The organism is Microcystis protocystis FBCC-A270 (genome assembly GCF_050500235.1).
Lineage (GTDB): Bacteria > Cyanobacteriota > Cyanobacteriia > Cyanobacteriales > Microcystaceae > Microcystis > Microcystis ichthyoblabe_A.
In genome coordinates, this window is record NZ_CP191407.1 from 254,564 (window position 1) to 266,930 (window position 12,367).

Below are 12,367 nucleotides of genomic sequence, written 5' to 3' on the forward strand. Positions count from 1 at the left end.
CGACTCCTGTGATTAAAGTGGACTCCTGTTTTATCTCATACCTATTGTCTCATCCCTCCGACTCGGAAGCGACCGGTGACACTGCCGCCATTACCGTCGAGGTGCGTTTGGCCCAAAGCCAAGATCTCAAAAGCTTGGCGGAGATTATCGCCGATAGTTTTTTCCCCACGGCCAATTATTGGTCTTTTCTGCGTCCTATCTTTAAATTAGGCATTTACGAGGACTTACGGGGACGATTGCGCGCCGATACCCCTTACTACCACTGTCTGGTAGTCAGTCAAACCAGCGTCACTGCCACGGGTCCTGAGGAAATTATTGTCGCTACGGCGGAAATCGCCTTAAAATCCAGTGCTTTTTTAGCTGTTCCCATTCCTTATATCTCTAATTTAGCCGTTAGTCCCGATCACCGGCGTGCCGGTCTGGCCCGGAGATTGCTGCTCAAGTGTGAACAGATCGCTAGAGAATGGGGTTTTGAAGAACTTTCCCTCCATGTTCTCGATAATAATCTAGCAGCCCAGTCACTGTACTTAAGTAGCGGTTATCGTCTGCAAAAAACCGACGGTTGGTTGAGCAATTGGTTATTTAATCGACCACAAAAGTTATTTCTGCACAAAAAAATCAGCCATTGAGGAGTCAGGATTCAGGAGTCAGGAGACGGTAATCAGGAGTCAGGATTCAGGAGACAGTAATCAGGAGTCAGGAGTCAGGAGATTATTTTTATTTATTCTCCCCATTTCCCCACACCCCACACCCTACACCCCACACCCCACACCCCACACCCCACACCCCACACCCTACACCCCACACCCTACACCCTACACCCCACATCCCACACCCCACTTTCCCACTTTCCCACTTCCCCACCAGCAAACCCTAGATATTTCGACAAAATTGCCATGCAGAACAACGATAAGGAAAAATTCTGCTATATTATCTGCTAACTCTCTAGAAAACCCAATTAGTTTAATAATCTTTTCCGGGTATCTGAGAAAAAAAATAGTTCATCCCTTTAAAATATGGTTTTAGGGAGATATTTAGTGATTGTGTGAGGCAATTTGTGGTTAACAAGACAAAATCAAGGGCTAAAAGTAGAAAATCAGGCAAATTAGCAGCTAAAACTGTTAAAAAGCGGCGATTGTCCAGTAAATGGTTCCTGACAGCCCTAGGCTTAACTGGCTGCGCCCTAGTTTCCGCTACGGCCGGTGCTATGTTGGCTGTGTCTCTCTCCTCCACACCTTTGCGACAAGCTGCTCTTAGTCCTCAAGAAGCCGCCGCTTTTAACAATCAGCAGGCCATATCCTATGAAAATCTGCAACTTCCCGCCCTCAACCGCCCCGTTAATATTCTGGTAGTCGGCGCGAAAGTGTTGACATCCGATGTCAAGGAGGCACAAACCCCAGATTTGGGTTATCATGCCCCGGTTAATTCCTTGGAGGGTTTAACCGATACCATGCTGTTACTGCGTTTTGACCCCCAAAGACAGAAGTTAACCATGCTTTCCATCCCCCGGGATACCCGCACCGATATCGAGGGTTACGGGGAGAAAAAAATCAATGAAGCTAACGCCCTCGGTGGACCTGCTTTAACGGCGGAAACGGTTAGTCATCTTTTAGAGGGAGTCGCTATCGATCGCTATGTTCGCATTAATGTGCAGGGTGTGGAAAAATTAATTGATGCTTTAGGGGGGGTGACGGTATATGTTCCCAAAGACATGAAGTACCAAGATTTTAGTCAACACCTCTACATTGACCTGAAAAAAGGGGAACAACACCTCAACGGCGAGAAATTCCTCCAGTTTGCCCGTTTTCGTTACGATGCTAAAGGCGATATCGGTCGTATCCAACGACAACAGCAATTAATGCGGTCTTTAGTGGAACAAACCCTAAAACCAGCAACTTTATTGAAAATTCCTGATATTATCGAGGTTATCCGCAATAGTATCGATACTAATCTCAGTTTAGAGGAGTTACTCGCCCTAGCCGGTTTTGCCTCCAAAACTGAGCGAGCTGATGTGCAAATGCTACTCCTACCAGGAGACTTTAATGGTGATGGGCGGCAAGGGATCAGTTATTGGTTGCCCAATCAAAGTAAAATTCAAGAGCTAGTGGCTCAACATTTCAACCACGGCTTTTTTATGGCTGACACTGAAGAAACTACGCAACCGACTCGCATCGCTGTGGAAGATAGCACCGATAATCCAGAAGCGGTGCAAACTCTAGTCAGATATCTGCGCTCATTGGGTTATGAAAATGTTTTTGTCTCTAAGTCTTCATCGCCAATTCTAGAAACTACCAAAATTATTGCTCAAAAAGGGGATAATTCCCTCGCTGCTGCCCTGCATAATAGCCTTGGTGTCGGGGAAGTTTTGGTGGAAAGTACAGGGAATCTCGCTTCTGATGTGACAATTAAAATTGGTCAAGATTGGCAAGAAAAATCAGCTAATCTTTCTGAGCTATCCCCTGGCAACTAAGAGAAAAATCAAGTTTATCTGAGTTAGTAGTTGCCCATTGACAAAAAACTCATCCATTATCAGTTATCATTGATTAGTGATTCTGTTTACTAATTACTGATTAGTGATTACTCTCCCATGATTCCTTTTTTTGAGAAACTAAAAACTCCTTTAACTAAGCAAAAAATCTCGGTTCTGCAAATTAATTTAGGGAAAAGATGTAACCTTGCTTGTAGCCATTGTCATGTGGAAGCTAGTCCAGTTCGCTCCGAAGAAATGACTCCAGAAGTATGCGAACAAATTATCGAACTGATCGCAAGATTTCCCCAAATTAAAACCGTCGATCTGACCGGCGGCGCTCCCGAAATGCTCTACGGTTTTAAACCAATTGTGGAAACCTCTAGAAAAGCGGGAAAAGAGGTAATTGTGCGCTCGAATTTAACTATTTATTTTGAGAAAGGATTTACTGATATTCCTGAATATTGCGCTGCCCATCAGCTGCGGGTGGTGGCTTCTTTACCCTGTTATCTTGCCGATAATGTGGATAAAATGCGCGGTCTGGGAGTCTATGATCGATCGATCAATGCTTTACAATGGTTGAACCGTCTTGGTTACGCTCAAGAGCCGAATTTGATTGTGGATTTAGTCTATAATCCCCAGATTCCTAAGTCAGAGAATTTTTCTCTCACACCGGATCAGGTATCCCTAACACGGGATTACAAAAAGTTCTTGCAAGAACATTTTAATATTTCTTTTAATAATCTGTTTACTATCACTAACTTACCCGTCGGAAGAACCCGTTTCCATCTGGAACACCGGCAACTCTATCAACCCTATCTTCAATTCCTCGAAGACCATTTTAATGCCGATACTGTCGAACATTTGATGTGTCGTCATCAGCTTTCCATTGATTATTTAGGTAATATCTATGACTGCGATTTTAATCAGATGGAGGCTCTGGCTGCTTGCACCAGTCAAGGCCAAAAATTAACCCTGTCGGATTTATTACAAGCGGGTAGTTTAGATGTAATTGCAGAGGTACAAACCGCTTCCTATTGCTACGGTTGCACTGCCGGGAGCGGTTCCAGTTGTGGGGGAGCTTTGACTTCAACCTGAACAAGTGTACTGGATTGACAGCCTGTCTCGGGAAATTTAGTACAAATGCTCGGAATAGCTCTCCCTGCTGCCCACTCCGGTGCTGTCTTAACGGGGTAGGGTGTAGGGTGTAGGGTGTAGGGTGTAGGGTTTTACCGATTTTCAGGTGGTCAATTAGCCAATTTTCAGGGAAAAAGTCCCTGAATTCTCCCCCCGATCGCTCCAATCGCTGGCACTTTTTAGTCAAAAGTTGGACTATTGATTAGGGACCGGAAAAAACCGCCGATTCGATATCTTGACGACTAAGGGAGTATTTAAAAGCGCGATTGATGTCACTGCCATCATTGGCTGCCCGAAAGTAACGAACGGTGATTTCTTCGATATCGAGGCAGATTTCCGCTTTCCATGTCAGTTTTTCCACAGTCCAACAGTGGACATTCTCGGTATTTTTCCGACAACCTAACTTAACTAGCCATGCTTCGATCGCCGGTAAGGGATGATTATAGAGGGGAGTATCAGCAGTGGGAATCTTCATCGCATCTAAATCAAAAATAATTGGGCTACAGTGACAGCATTCTCTCCTCGAAGCATAGCAATAATCACCGCCAGTAACAAGCAGCCGAGCAGGGTGAGTGCCAAGATAAACAAAGCAAAAATTTCTCCCGAAGATAGGGGGCGATCGGTCGGATCGAGATAGGCGCTACGATTAGCTATGGGTTGATCGCCATCGGGGATGGTTTGGATGACATTCCAGCGCGAGTAACCTATCTGTAAATCATACAGGGAACGGCGATCGGGATTACTCAGGGTGGCATAAGCTTCGTTAAGACGCTGGAATTTAGCCGTTGCCACTTCGGGGCTGAGTTCGGTAGTATCGGGGTGGTATCGTTTGCTCAGTTCCCGATAGGCTCGTCGCACTTCGATCACCGAGGCACTCGGATGTAGTCCTAGAATGGCATAATAAGTATTGGCAAAGCGCGAGTTAGCGGCAATGACTCGCGAGGTGGTTTGGGAATTATCGCGCTCGAAGGTCACAAGATTTTTTACACTAAAAATTGTCTTAATATTTTAACCCTGTTGATCATGAAATCTCGTTATCGGCTGCGTCTTCAGATCTGTCTTGTCTTTCTCATTGTTGCTCTGACGAGTTGGTCTCCTTGGCTAACCCCTAGCGCCTACGCGGGGATCGATGACGATCGCCTCGATGGTAATATTTTTGTGGTCTATGCGGGTAATGGTTCCCTCGTACCACCGCGTTTAAATTTAGCGGAAACTTTTCAACGGAAAATTCCGGCTATTATTGTCTATTATCTGGATGATAGTAGTGATTGTAAGCGATTTGCGGCGATTGTCTCCCGTTTTCAAGAGTTTTACGGTCGCGCCGCCAGTATTATCCCCGTTACTGTCGATTCTATCCCCTTAAAGTCTTCCTATCGTCCCGATGAACCGGGTTACTATTATCGCGGTGGGGTTCCCCAAACGGTGGTTTTAGACCAACAGGGTAAAGTGGTTTATGATGGTTTGGGCAATGTTAAATATGAAGATGTGGATGATGTCTTAAGAAAGGTTTTTGAGCTTCTGCCTCGATCAGAATCGGTAGAGTTAAAAAGACGCTCTTTTAACGAGTTTAACGCTGAATTGCGCTAGTTACCTCTTTTTTATCCTCAATTGAACCAAAAATAATCATTTAGAGATGCTGTCAGCAGCGTCTCTATCTTGTTTTTAGCAACAATAAAATTATTTACTTATTGCTTTTATTATCATTTAAGATTTATTTTAATCAATAAATGCTAGGCAATTCAGATTTTATCTAGAGTAACATTTGAAAAACATTTGCAACAGTGCCAGACTAGAAAAAGTTTGCTAACCTAATTATACTGAGAACAATAATCATTCTTATAGGTGTAGGAGACAGCAATGAAAATCAAGCAAAATTTCCTAACAGCAGCGATATTACTGGGTTTTTCTAGTCCGGTACTGGCTAATAGTCTCGAAAACCTCTCTAGTAACCCCATGGCACAGGTAACAAGTGTCAATCAATTGCGGGATGTTTCTCCCACCGCCTGGGCGTTTGAGGCCTTAAGAAGTCTCGTGGAGAGGTATGGTTGTATAGTAGGTTATCCTGACCGCACTTTTCGCGGTGAACGCGCTTTAACTCGTTGGGAATTTGCCGCCGGGTTGAATGCCTGCTTAAATACCCTAGAAAGATTGATTCAAGAAGGAGTAGCGGTATTAAAAGAAGATCTAGACAAAATCAAGCGATTAGTCAAGGAATTCGAGACAGAATTAGCGGCATTGGGTGCTAGGGTTGATAACTTAGAAAATCGAGTCGCTTTTCTGGAAAATAATCAATTTTCCACCACTACTAAATTAACCGGGGAAGTGGTGATGGCATTATATGGGGTAGCCACAGGAGAAAAAAACGGTGGTGAAGGGATTCCCCAAGTGCCAGCTTTTGGTTATCGGGCCCGTTTAGAATTAAATACTAGCTTCACAGGTAAAGATTTACTCTATACCCGTCTAGCAACGGGAAATATTGCCGATTTAGCCGATACTACGGGAACTTTTGCAAGTACCTTAGCCTTTACCCAACCGGACGGCAACGATTTACTGCTAGAAGTTTTAAACTACAGTTTCCCCGTCACGGAAAATATCTACCTCTGGTTAGAAGCGACGGGAGGTGCTAAAGATGACTTTACCAATACCCTCAACTTTTTGGATGGAGATGGTGCTAGTGGGGCGCTTTCCGCTTTTGGTACCCGCAATCCCCTTTATTTTGCCCCCGGACAAACTGGACTCGGTTTACAGGGTAATTATGGGGCTTTGCAATTCAGCGCCGGTTATCTTGCCGGGGATGCTAACGATCCTAACCCGGGAGCGGGTTTATTTAACGGTTCCTATACTGCCCTAGGGCAGCTGGGTTATGTTCCAAACGATAATTTTGGCATTGCTTTATCTTACCTTCATGGTTATAACCAATTAGATACGGGAACGGGAAGCCAGCGCTCGAATTTCCGATTTTTCACCGAAGAACTATTCGGGGAGGCTGTCCCGACAATTAATAATAGTTTGGGGTTACAATTTACTTGGCGAATTGTCGATGGTTTTGTCCTCGGTGGTTGGGGTGGCTATACAAAAGCTATCACCCTTAGCACCTTAGATGGACAACTAGAACGCGGGGATTTAGATATCTGGAATTGGGCGGTAACTTTGGCTTTTCCTGATTTATTTAAGGAAGGAAATACGGCTGGTATTATTGTTGGTATGCAGCCCTGGGTATCTAGTTCTAGTATTCGATTAAATGATGGTAGTGCCACTAATGATCCCGATACTTCCTTTCATATCGAAGGATTTTATGAGTGGAAACTCACCGATAATATTGCCCTTACTCCGGGGGTAATCGTGATTACTTCCCCTAACTCAAATAACAACAATTCCACCTTAGTTATCGGCACTATCCGCACAACTTTTACTTTCTGATTTGTCTAGGCAGCCAGTCAGAAATAAAGATAAAGTATGACGGGATTTAACATCATTTCTCGACAACTGGCTGCCGTTCCGCACTCTCAACTAACTGAATTAAGGGGGCATTTATGGTATTTTTAGAGACAATTTACCCTACTTTTGTGGTTTCTTTTTCGGTGGATTTAGAGGGTTTTAGTTTACGCTTCAGGGTTGAAGTTGTGGCGAAGAGGTCGAGGACGATTTGAGGAACACTGTTAAATGTGATTAAATAGGGTACAATGAAAATTGAAGATACACCTAGTTAAGCCATGAAACAAGTTCTCAAAAATATTAAGGTATCGGAGATTCCTGCACTAATCGCTCAGTTAGGTTTTTCTCCTGAACAAGAAGTTAATCTGACGATTGAGGAAAATTCAGAAAGTCTTATCTCAATTATGGATAAAGTCGGCAAAAAAGCTCAAGCTAAAGGTTTGACAGAAGATAAACTAACAGAACTATTAGTAGATGAATCCTAATCGAGTTGTTATAGATACAAATGTTTTTATTAGTGCTTTACTCAATCCCCTAGGAACACCCAAAAAAGTAATCAATATAACAGTCAGTCAATTTACTATTCTCCAGAGCGAGGCAACTTATCAAGAATTGGCAACGAGAATAAGTAAAAAGAAATTTGACAAATATTTAGAAAAAGATGATAGGTTAGATTTCTTGTCGTCTCTTAGAAATAGGAGCTTATTTGTTGATATATCGCATGAAACGAGAGTTTGTTCCGATTTAGATGATAATAAATTCCTAGAATTAGCTGTATCTGGAATGGCACAATACATCATAACAGGCGATAATGCTCTTTTAATTCTCAATACTTATCAAGGGATTCCAATTATTACTCCAGCAGAGTTTTTAGTGATTTTCTAGTGTCTTTGAGAATTTTTTGAGGGAGGAATTCAAAAAAATAAACCCATCAACTGACTGAATGAAGAGGAATTTATGGTATTTTTAGAGGTAATTTAGCCGACTTTTGTGGTTGCTTTTTCGGTGGATTGGGACGGTTTTAGTTGGCAACTGATAATAAAGTCTCTTCTATTAGCTTTGGTAACTCAATAGCATAAAACCGATTCTTAATGTGTAAAATGTGTAAGAGGAAGAGACGCAAAAAATAAACCCCCTCAACCGACTAAATGAAGGGGGTTATGATATTATTCCAATAGGAAGGGATAGATAGGGTTATAGCCATGAGTATTGATATCTCCGATGAAATTCTCAGTGCAACACGCATGACTGAAGCTGAGATGAGGCAGGAAATTGCGGTCATGCTCTTTCAAAAAGAGAAGCTCACCCTTGCTCAAGCGAGTCGATTTGCAGGAATGAATCGTATTGCTTTTCAACACCTACTTGCAAGTCGTCAAATTCCAGTACACTACGATGTCGAAGATTTTGAACAGGATATTAAGAACTTGCGGGAGATGGGAAGATTGTGATTGTTGTCAGTGATACATCCCCTATCAACAATCTTGCCGCCATTAATCAACTTCATCTGCTACAACAACTTTACGAAATAGTTTTTATTCCTGAAGCAGTTTATCGAGAATTAACTGAGCCTGATTTTCCAGTAGCAGGTTCAATAGAAGTCCAAACCTTAGATTGGATTCAAACTCGAACGGTAACTAACCACACAGTGATTAAAGCTCTTGCTGATGAACTAGATAAGGGAGAAGCTGAGGCTATTGCTTTAGCACTTGAGTTGGGAGCAGATCAAGTTTTGATTGATGAGCGTCGTGGTCGTAGGATTGCTGCTAGACTTAATCTTCGATACACAGGAATTCTGGGCATTTTGGTTGAGGCGAAGAATCAAGGGTTAATCTCTGAGGTGAAACCCCTACTAGACGCTTTGATCAATCAAGCAGGATTTTGGGTTGCTGCGCCTTTATACAGCAGTGTTTTACAGATGGTTGATGAAGGAAAAAACAAACCCCCTCAAGATTGAATGAAGGGGTATTTATAGTATTTTAGAGGTAATTTAGCCTACTTTTGTGGTTTCTTTTTCAGTGGATTGAGAGGGTTTTAGTTGGCAACTGATAATAAAGCCTCTTCTATTGGCTTTGGTAACTCAATAGCATGAAACCGATTCACAGAAAAAGCGTAATCTTCACCACTTTCATCAATAACCCGAATTAGACTGTTTATTTCTGCTGTCTCATCAGGGATAACGCGGTATATTTTGCCCACCTCTAGTGAAGCTTCGTAGCCTTCATTATTGAGACAAACTGCGAACTTATTTGTTGGAGATGACTCTATTTTCATGGTCAATCTAGAAACGGTAACTTGAGCTTAAATTCTTTTTTGCCGATGCCATGAGCTTCATACCAATGGACTTCAGCTAACCTTACTATACCATTGGCAAGCTGAACTTGGGCTATGCCCTTTAATTTTCTCCATTTACCTTTGCCATACTGTTTTTGCAACCGTTCCCGATTACGAATTCCTGTTCCTGTGGCAATAATCTCGATATTCGTGATACCGCTGATAATCTCAAAGTCCACGATCGATCAAGCAATCTTAAAGAGTGGCCCCCTATTATAGCATCTATTGCCAAAAAAGAGATATAAAAAAACAAACCCTCCTCAAGATTGATTGAAGGGGTATTTATGGTATTTTAGAGGCAATTTAGCTTACTTTTGTGGTTTCTTTTTCAGTGGATTAAGAGGGTTTTAGTTGGCGCTTCAGGGTTGAAGCTGCGCCGAGAGTGCCGAGGGCAAGGAGACTGAGGGTTGAGGTGGGTTCAGGGACTGAGGTTGGTGCGTTGCTTCCTGTCAAAGTTCCTTGCAATCTTACTCCTTCTAGGAAGTTATCTGTTGGATCAATAATCCGAATGGTTAGTTGATTCTGTCCTTGATTGAGAAGTGCAGCCGTGGAAGAACCTGCGGCAAGAGAAAATGGTGTTAAACTACCCCAAGCGCCAGCACTTAGTGAGGCAATCTGTTGCCCATTGAGAGCCAAAATACCAGTATCATCTACCGCCCAACTCCCTGTAATAGAGACTGTCGAGAGATCGACCCCAGTCAGATCAAAGGCACGAGTATAAGTTCCAAGTCCATTAGCTGGTGTATTGGCATCTCTAGCAATCCAAGTGGAATTATACTTTAGACGTTCATAATCTGAGATTTATTAAACTTCTGAAATCGTAGAGTCAGCAAGGAATCCAGTTCTTTTTTATGTTTCAGATGGGCATCATTCAGACATTCATAAATGGCTGAAGAAAAGTCAGAAAAGTTTTCATAATATTTACCATGTAAACATTTCTTTTTGACAAATTTCCACAGCCTTTCAATTAAATTTAGATTAGGCGAATAAGACGGCAGATAGAGTAGCTCTATTGACAAAGAAAGAGCCAATTCTTCAACAATTTTACATTTCTGATAGCGGGCATTATCTAAGACTAGAGTGATGGGAATCATTAGTCCTAAAGCAGCTATTTTTTCAAGAAGTTCACAGACTTGAGTTGCCGTAATATAAGTGTCATTAGTAACTAGAATAACTTCATGAGTTATTGCATTTAATGCTCCTAAAACATTGAAGCGTTTACGCCCGCTCGGTGACTTAACAAAAAGTCTCTCAAAACACCAAACAAAACCGAGAAATGCTCCCATGACGAAGTGAGCGGCATCAACAAAAAAAACAGCCCTTTTTCCTTCTTTAGCCTCATTTAGTCTGGGTTCTAGCTTTTTTTCTTTGTAGTCTTCTTGTTCATCTGGGTCAGCTTTAGAAGGAAGAGAACCTATTTTTAAACATTTCATTCCCAAGGATTTTAAGAATTTCCTCACTTGGGTAGGACTTCGTTTTATCCCTGTCAATTCTTCTATTCTATATACAGCTTCATTTATTGTGGCTGGTGGATTTTTCTCGAAATATTTTTTGAGTGTTTCTCTTTGAGACTCTAATTCACTTTTAGGGCGATAGAAGTTGATTTCTTTTAATTTTTCTATTCCGCCCTCTTGATAATCTCGAAGATAGGTTAATAAGGTATTTGGCGAGATTCCTGCTAACTGACAAATTTTTTTGTGCGGTATCTTTTGGCTTTTTAACCAGAGAACTTCCATCTTCAGTTGAACCCGGGGATAAGGATGATGAAATCTTTCATAATACAGTGAGTTCTTTTCTTCTTCCGTGAATTCTAGGTTAATCATGTTTTTAATGAGTGCTTTGCTTCTAATTATGACTCTTGAACTATATTATTGTCTTTGAGTAAAAAATGCAAGTTATAACCGTGCAAAGTATAGGCCCATTAGCCAACCATCCACCAAACCAATTTGGATTGCCCGGATAGACTGTTTGAGCCGGAGTAGTAGTTGAACTGCCTTGAGGGTTATCTACAGTCCAGTGAGCGTCAGATTGTGCTCCTGTTGTGATTAAGGTATTGGAAGCATCTAATCCTGTTGCTAAATTAATAGTGATCGCTTGAGCTTGAGTCGGAAAAAATAAAAAAGGAATGACTAGAGTAGAAACGGCGGCTAAGTTTTTTAGCATTCTAACCTCTCTTTTTTGCTAAATATATATATTGTTAAGTGCGATCACACTCTCTCGCAGTCAGGTCAAGCGACAGCCTAACCCAACAGCAAAGGCGAATAGCAAAACAATACACATTTCCCCCCCCACAACTGTATCAAAAGCTACAATTTAATAAATCTTTGCATTCCTCTCCCTTCAGATTTTGGGGTTTTTGGGGAGTTCAAGAGCTTGGAATTGTACAATAAGGTTGTACAAGTCTTCCCTAAAAATCATGTTAAGCAAAGAAACCACCTACTCTCAGGCGAGAATGAATTTAGCCAGTATCTTAGATCAGGTGTGTGACGAATCGCAAATTATCGTCATTAAGCGTCGCAATCAGAAAAATGTGGCCTTAATTGCTGAAGATGAGCTTTCCAGTTTATTAGAGTGTGTTTATTTATTGCGATCTCCAGAAAATGCCCAACGCTTATTTCGCTCTTTAGCATGGACCCAGACAGAAGATGCAACTCCTCAAACATTAGCTGAATTGAAAGGGGAGTTAGGAATTGAGTCCTAAAAGAGAAAATAAGCCAGATAAACCTCAAAACAATCCTATTCATGGTTATTTGCCCGTTTTTAGTCCTGATTTCAAAGCAGATTTAGCTTGGTGGTATCGGAACGAACCGAAAAAAGGCGATAAAATTTTAGACTTAGTGGCAGATATTTTGGATGGCGATCCGTTTACAGGATTGGGTAAACCCGAACCTCTTAAGTATATTGCTGCCGACACTTGGTCACGACGGATCGATTTAGAGCATCGTTTAGTTTATAACTGAACTTCCCCCATACATATATACTATAATAGCCGAAAAC

17 protein-coding genes and 1 pseudogene are annotated in these 12,367 nt (G+C 41.9%); 11 read left to right on the forward strand and 7 right to left on the reverse strand.

The window, feature by feature from the left end; all coding sequences use genetic code 11:
- Positions 1–8 precede the first annotated feature (8 nt).
- The 3 genes from ACQY1X_RS01155 (at position 9) to arsS (ending at position 3,565) form a co-directional block, all read left to right on the forward strand.
- Positions 9–629, forward strand: coding sequence for a GNAT family N-acetyltransferase (locus ACQY1X_RS01155; protein ID WP_042790588.1), 621 nt, complete (start codon positions 9–11; stop codon positions 627–629).
- A 428-nt stretch (positions 630–1,057) separates the two neighbouring features.
- Positions 1,058–2,470, forward strand: coding sequence for an LCP family protein (locus ACQY1X_RS01160; RefSeq protein WP_002737974.1), 1,413 nt, complete (start codon positions 1,058–1,060; stop codon positions 2,468–2,470).
- 117 nt (positions 2,471–2,587) lie between these two features.
- Complete coding sequence (arsS, locus tag ACQY1X_RS01165) at positions 2,588–3,565, forward strand: arsenosugar biosynthesis radical SAM (seleno)protein ArsS (protein ID WP_430015280.1); 978 nt, start codon at positions 2,588–2,590, stop codon at positions 3,563–3,565.
- 241 nt (positions 3,566–3,806) lie between these two features.
- Here arsS and ACQY1X_RS01170 read toward each other — a convergent pair whose 3' ends face one another.
- Positions 3,807–4,079 carry a DUF3143 domain-containing protein gene (locus tag ACQY1X_RS01170; RefSeq protein ID WP_002737741.1) on the reverse strand — a complete coding sequence of 91 codons (273 nt, stop codon included), beginning with the start codon at positions 4,077–4,079 and terminating at the stop codon, positions 3,807–3,809.
- A gap of 5 nt (positions 4,080–4,084) precedes the next feature.
- Positions 4,085–4,579, reverse strand: a complete 495-nt coding sequence (locus ACQY1X_RS01175; RefSeq protein ID WP_002736811.1) for a J domain-containing protein — start codon at positions 4,577–4,579, stop codon at positions 4,085–4,087.
- Between the two features lie 48 nt (positions 4,580–4,627).
- Here ACQY1X_RS01175 and ACQY1X_RS01180 point away from each other — a divergent pair, with 48 nt between their 5' ends.
- The 6 genes from ACQY1X_RS01180 to ACQY1X_RS01205 all read left to right on the forward strand — a co-directional run bounded on the left by ACQY1X_RS01180 (position 4,628) and on the right by ACQY1X_RS01205 (position 8,993).
- Complete coding sequence (locus ACQY1X_RS01180; protein WP_002737509.1) at positions 4,628–5,191, forward strand: thylakoid membrane photosystem I accumulation factor; 564 nt, start codon at positions 4,628–4,630, stop codon at positions 5,189–5,191.
- A gap of 270 nt (positions 5,192–5,461) precedes the next feature.
- Positions 5,462–7,024 (forward strand): iron uptake porin, encoded by a 1,563-nt coding sequence (locus ACQY1X_RS01185; RefSeq protein ID WP_002777814.1) that lies wholly within the window; start codon positions 5,462–5,464, stop codon positions 7,022–7,024.
- Between the two features lie 293 nt (positions 7,025–7,317).
- The gene (locus tag ACQY1X_RS01190; protein ID WP_002737474.1) at positions 7,318–7,524 is read left to right on the forward strand and encodes a hypothetical protein; all 207 of its coding nucleotides are present in this window, start codon (positions 7,318–7,320) and stop codon (positions 7,522–7,524) included.
- Positions 7,514–7,924 carry a putative toxin-antitoxin system toxin component, PIN family gene (locus tag ACQY1X_RS01195; RefSeq protein WP_002751856.1) on the forward strand — a complete coding sequence of 137 codons (411 nt, stop codon included), beginning with the start codon at positions 7,514–7,516 and terminating at the stop codon, positions 7,922–7,924. The genes ACQY1X_RS01190 and ACQY1X_RS01195 overlap by 11 nt, the downstream gene beginning before the upstream one ends.
- 317 nt (positions 7,925–8,241) lie before the next feature.
- Positions 8,242–8,487: a UPF0175 family protein gene (locus ACQY1X_RS01200; protein ID WP_002748168.1), complete on the forward strand. Its 246-nt coding sequence runs from the start codon at positions 8,242–8,244 to the stop codon at positions 8,485–8,487.
- On the forward strand, positions 8,484–8,993 hold the full coding sequence (locus tag ACQY1X_RS01205; protein ID WP_430013808.1) for a DUF3368 domain-containing protein: 510 nt from the start codon (positions 8,484–8,486) through the stop codon (positions 8,991–8,993). Before ACQY1X_RS01200 ends, ACQY1X_RS01205 begins: the two co-directional genes overlap by 4 nt.
- Before the next feature lie 77 nt (positions 8,994–9,070).
- Here ACQY1X_RS01205 and ACQY1X_RS01210 read toward each other — a convergent pair whose 3' ends face one another.
- The 5 genes and pseudogenes from ACQY1X_RS01210 to ACQY1X_RS01230 form a co-directional block, all read right to left on the reverse strand.
- Positions 9,071–9,310 carry a hypothetical protein gene (locus ACQY1X_RS01210; protein WP_002751846.1) on the reverse strand — a complete coding sequence of 80 codons (240 nt, stop codon included), beginning with the start codon at positions 9,308–9,310 and terminating at the stop codon, positions 9,071–9,073.
- A 2-nt stretch (positions 9,311–9,312) separates the two neighbouring features.
- The gene (locus ACQY1X_RS01215) at positions 9,313–9,549 is read right to left on the reverse strand and encodes a hypothetical protein (protein ID WP_002777819.1); all 237 of its coding nucleotides are present in this window, start codon (positions 9,547–9,549) and stop codon (positions 9,313–9,315) included.
- A gap of 157 nt (positions 9,550–9,706) precedes the next feature.
- Positions 9,707–9,799, reverse strand: a pseudogene (locus ACQY1X_RS01220) (PEP-CTERM sorting domain-containing protein); the annotation flags it as partial.
- Positions 9,800–10,149: 350 nt separating this feature from the next.
- Positions 10,150–11,193: an IS630 family transposase gene (locus ACQY1X_RS01225; RefSeq protein WP_430014867.1), complete on the reverse strand. Its 1,044-nt coding sequence runs from the start codon at positions 11,191–11,193 to the stop codon at positions 10,150–10,152.
- A gap of 40 nt (positions 11,194–11,233) precedes the next feature.
- Positions 11,234–11,533, reverse strand: coding sequence for a hypothetical protein (locus ACQY1X_RS01230; RefSeq protein WP_430013810.1), 300 nt, complete (start codon positions 11,531–11,533; stop codon positions 11,234–11,236).
- Between the two features lie 253 nt (positions 11,534–11,786).
- Here ACQY1X_RS01230 and ACQY1X_RS01235 point away from each other — a divergent pair, with 253 nt between their 5' ends.
- Together ACQY1X_RS01235 and ACQY1X_RS01240 are read left to right on the forward strand one after the other, a co-directional pair.
- Positions 11,787–12,071 (forward strand): type II toxin-antitoxin system Phd/YefM family antitoxin, encoded by a 285-nt coding sequence (locus ACQY1X_RS01235; protein WP_002771558.1) that lies wholly within the window; start codon positions 11,787–11,789, stop codon positions 12,069–12,071.
- Complete coding sequence (locus ACQY1X_RS01240; RefSeq protein WP_430015281.1) at positions 12,061–12,330, forward strand: Txe/YoeB family addiction module toxin; 270 nt, start codon at positions 12,061–12,063, stop codon at positions 12,328–12,330. Before ACQY1X_RS01235 ends, ACQY1X_RS01240 begins: the two co-directional genes overlap by 11 nt.
- Positions 12,331–12,367: the final 37 nt, after the last annotated feature.

Bases quoted from the DNA above. Each gene is read 5' to 3' on its own strand.
- ACQY1X_RS01225 (WP_430014867.1), bottom strand. From the start codon at position 11,193: ATGATTAACCTAGAATTCACGGAAGAAGAAAAGAACTCACTGTATTAT.
- ACQY1X_RS01195 (WP_002751856.1), top strand. From the start codon at position 7,514: ATGAATCCTAATCGAGTTGTTATAGATACAAATGTTTTTATTAGTGCT.
- ACQY1X_RS01180 (WP_002737509.1), top strand. From the start codon at position 4,628: ATGAAATCTCGTTATCGGCTGCGTCTTCAGATCTGTCTTGTCTTTCTC.
- ACQY1X_RS01185 (WP_002777814.1), top strand. From the start codon at position 5,462: ATGAAAATCAAGCAAAATTTCCTAACAGCAGCGATATTACTGGGTTTT.
- ACQY1X_RS01230 (WP_430013810.1), bottom strand. From the start codon at position 11,533: ATGCTAAAAAACTTAGCCGCCGTTTCTACTCTAGTCATTCCTTTTTTA.
- ACQY1X_RS01200 (WP_002748168.1), top strand. From the start codon at position 8,242: ATGAGTATTGATATCTCCGATGAAATTCTCAGTGCAACACGCATGACT.
- ACQY1X_RS01170 (WP_002737741.1), bottom strand. From the start codon at position 4,079: ATGAAGATTCCCACTGCTGATACTCCCCTCTATAATCATCCCTTACCG.
- ACQY1X_RS01235 (WP_002771558.1), top strand. From the start codon at position 11,787: ATGTTAAGCAAAGAAACCACCTACTCTCAGGCGAGAATGAATTTAGCC.
- ACQY1X_RS01190 (WP_002737474.1), top strand. From the start codon at position 7,318: ATGAAACAAGTTCTCAAAAATATTAAGGTATCGGAGATTCCTGCACTA.
- ACQY1X_RS01210 (WP_002751846.1), bottom strand. From the start codon at position 9,310: ATGAAAATAGAGTCATCTCCAACAAATAAGTTCGCAGTTTGTCTCAAT.
- arsS (WP_430015280.1), top strand. From the start codon at position 2,588: ATGATTCCTTTTTTTGAGAAACTAAAAACTCCTTTAACTAAGCAAAAA.